The 2,767-nt window shown below is 55.5% G+C and carries 4 protein-coding genes; all 4 read right to left on the reverse strand.

Annotated elements, in window-relative coordinates; genetic code table 11:
* Window positions 1–2 precede the first annotated feature (2 nt).
* Window positions 3–980 (reverse strand): alpha/beta hydrolase, encoded by a 978-nt coding sequence (locus VEG30_10125; protein ID HXZ80274.1) that lies wholly within the window; start codon window positions 978–980, stop codon window positions 3–5.
* Between the two features lie 103 nt (window positions 981–1,083).
* Window positions 1,084–1,689, reverse strand: a complete 606-nt coding sequence (locus tag VEG30_10130) for a class I SAM-dependent methyltransferase (protein HXZ80275.1) — start codon at window positions 1,687–1,689, stop codon at window positions 1,084–1,086.
* A 75-nt stretch (window positions 1,690–1,764) separates the two neighbouring features.
* Complete coding sequence (locus VEG30_10135) at window positions 1,765–2,223, reverse strand: hypothetical protein (GenBank protein HXZ80276.1); 459 nt, start codon at window positions 2,221–2,223, stop codon at window positions 1,765–1,767.
* A 100-nt stretch (window positions 2,224–2,323) separates the two neighbouring features.
* The gene (locus VEG30_10140) at window positions 2,324–2,701 is read right to left on the reverse strand and encodes a nuclear transport factor 2 family protein (protein HXZ80277.1); all 378 of its coding nucleotides are present in this window, start codon (window positions 2,699–2,701) and stop codon (window positions 2,324–2,326) included.
* Window positions 2,702–2,767: the final 66 nt, after the last annotated feature.

The raw sequence follows: 2,767 nt of genomic DNA on the forward strand, positions 1-2,767 counted from the left end.
GACTACGGTTTATCCAGTGGCTCGTTCGAGATCTCTACGTCCTTCCCGCGCAGGTACTTGTCGAAGAACGCCTTCACTCTATCGTCTGCAGCGGTGCCGAAGTCGCCATGCCCGCCTCCTTTGACGGTGACGAAATAACTCGGCACGCCAGCTTTCCGCAGCGCTGCATCGAGCCGGACAGCCTGGTCGTAGGGAACCGTGCTATCTTTGGTGCCGTGGACGGTCAGCACCGGCGGGTTCTTCGCGGTCACGTAAGTAATCGGCGAAGCGGCTTTCGCCTTCTCGGGGTTCTCGCGGAGACCGCCGCCGATGAGCTTCGCCTCGGGAGCGTCCGATCTGGTGCGGTCAATGTCGCTCGGCTGGCCGACGATCGCGAGTAATTCCGACACACCGAAGAAGTTCGCAACGGCAGCGACCTTGCTGCTCACGCCCTTATATGGGCCGATGTCGCCCTCGAGTTCCGGCACGTCCCCGCTCACGCCCAGCATCAAAACCAGGTGCCCGCCCGCGCTCATGCCCCACACACCAATGTGGTCGGCGTCGAGCGCATACTTCGAGGCGTTCGCCCGGAGCCAGCGGATCGCTGCCTTGCAGTCGTGGATCTGCGCGGGCCATTGCGCCTCGCCGGATAACCGGTACCCGACCGAGACGCCCGCGTACTGGCCGGTGCGGAGAAAGGGCATCAGCACGGCGGCCCCGTAAGATTTGTCCCCGTGCATCCACCCCCCGCCATGGAAAAAGACGATCACCGGCAGCTTGCCGCTCTTGCGATTCTTCGGCAGGTACAGGTCGAGCCGATGCCTGGGATTCCCGCTGTCGGTGTAGGAAATGTCGAGCTCGAACGTGATGGGCTCTCGACGCAGTTCTTCCAGGGGCACCCCGCCATCCTTGCGGATGTCACGCTCCTCCTTGTTTAGCTGGGCAAACGTGACAGCGGGAAAGAACATCAATGCGATAACAATCAAGGAAATGCGTTTCATTGAAACCTCATGTCCAACACCTCGCCTCACAGGTTGCCAGGCAACGAGCGGTACTCGTGCAGGCACGTCTTATATGAGCAACTATGGGAAATATCAAGAGCATTTATGGGACATGCCTTTTTTGCATCAGGCACCTCCAGGCTCTGGGCGGATTTGGGCGATTAGACCCGAAATGGCTGGATATGAGTGAAAGAACCTCAAAATAGGGCTCCACTGCCAGGACTATATCTCCTGCGGTCCTTTGAGGTGGACCAGGACCCCGGCGATGTTCATCAGCATTGCCAGCGATTGTTAGCCACAGGCCAGCTTTTTCCAAATGAGTAGCGACATTTTGGGCAAACCTTCTTCGATCATTTTCAGAACTGAATGAATGAAAACAGCCCCTGTCAAATACAAAACCAAAAGGAGCGCCTTCAATTTTGTTACTGAGAAAATCAACAAGCCTGAAATCGCATTCAACGTTGGCTTTAGAAGCTTTTCCTTTTGCCTGCTCCAGAGCAATTTCCGAAGTATCAATACCAATAACCTGAAAGCCCTTCTGGGCAAGCCATATGGAATTGTCTCCGGTTCCACAGCCGATATCGAGGACTTTGCAGCTCAGAATAGGTCTTTGGGTCGCAACTTCGATGAGATTGAAATCCGGCTGGCCGACGTCCCAAGGAGTGTCCCCTGATTTGTATCTTTCTCTGTAACGGTCTTCGATTATCATCTCATCACACCTTATGGAAATGGCCGGGGTCACGGCTGAGCTGCGGGCCTAAAGTATACCTGTTCCAGCCGTGGGTTAGACGTTTCGAGTTTCATTCTTCTCACTTTCCAAGAAATCCGCTGCCGCCTTCGTTCGGTTAAAGGCATTGATAATGCTCGTAGCCGACTCTGCGACTAGCACATAAGCCAGTGCGCAGGCCGGATTCTGCTTCTTCGCCGAGTCGAGGGCCATTACCAATTCATGCGTACGTGATACACCCTCACAGAGCCGCCGGATGATGCGATCCAATCGAGAGGCAATCTCAGGTGATGATGCTCCCGTTGGTCTTAGGAGATCATCTATTTCAAATAGTTGCGAGATGACGTCATGTTTTGTGCCGATGAGCGCATTACAAACTTCTTCCGCCTGCGACTGAAGCGCTTCATTAATTTGAACATTGGGTAGCTCAGCTTGGATGTAGTTGGCCGTCTCCAACATGATCATAGCGCAGCCCCGGGCCGCACTCATGACTTCATGAATCGCGGATTCATTCATGGGGTGAGCCCTCCAAACGCGAAACCTTTGAGCTCAGCCGCAGGAAACGGAGGAAAGCCATTGCACGTCGGCTGCAGCGAAGAGTTAGCATCAGCCACGCTCAGAACATGCCATTTTCATTGACAGAGTCCTCCGGAATAGCCTGGCCAATATCCCATAACTCCACGATGCGATCGCCGTCGAATCGGAAGATATGAACGGCAGCGGCCCCGAGGTCACCGGGCTTCTGGCGTACCCGTGAGAAGACTGCAACTTCCTTCTCATCCTGTAGGGCGCGTTGTACCTCAAAGATCTTATGGGGGTTCTTGGTGGCGTTTTGTTCCATCGCCTCCATCAGCGACGCGGCGTCACCACGAAAGAAGGGGTTGTGGTGCCGAAATCCCGGACCAACATGGCGCTGATACGCCTCGCGCACCTTGCCTGAGGCAACGAGCGTCAAGAATTCGATTGCCGCATCCTTACGGGACTGAGTAGCCATAATCCTCTCCTGCCAAAGCGAACCTGGCCCGCGGGTGAGCGGCGTGCGGTGCTAACCGGGAGGGGG

The sequence above is a fragment of the Terriglobales bacterium genome, from assembly GCA_035624455.1.
In the GTDB taxonomy this organism is placed as follows: domain Bacteria; phylum Acidobacteriota; class Terriglobia; order Terriglobales; family Acidobacteriaceae; genus DASPRM01.

Excerpts from the sequence above, each read along its gene's own strand:
- VEG30_10135 (HXZ80276.1), bottom strand. The coding sequence starts at position 2,223 with ATGAATGAATCCGCGATTCATGAAGTCATGAGTGCGGCCCGGGGCTGC.
- VEG30_10140 (HXZ80277.1), bottom strand. The coding sequence starts at position 2,701 with ATGGCTACTCAGTCCCGTAAGGATGCGGCAATCGAATTCTTGACGCTC.
- VEG30_10130 (HXZ80275.1), bottom strand. The coding sequence starts at position 1,689 with ATGATAATCGAAGACCGTTACAGAGAAAGATACAAATCAGGGGACACT.
- VEG30_10125 (HXZ80274.1), bottom strand. The coding sequence starts at position 980 with ATGAAACGCATTTCCTTGATTGTTATCGCATTGATGTTCTTTCCCGCT.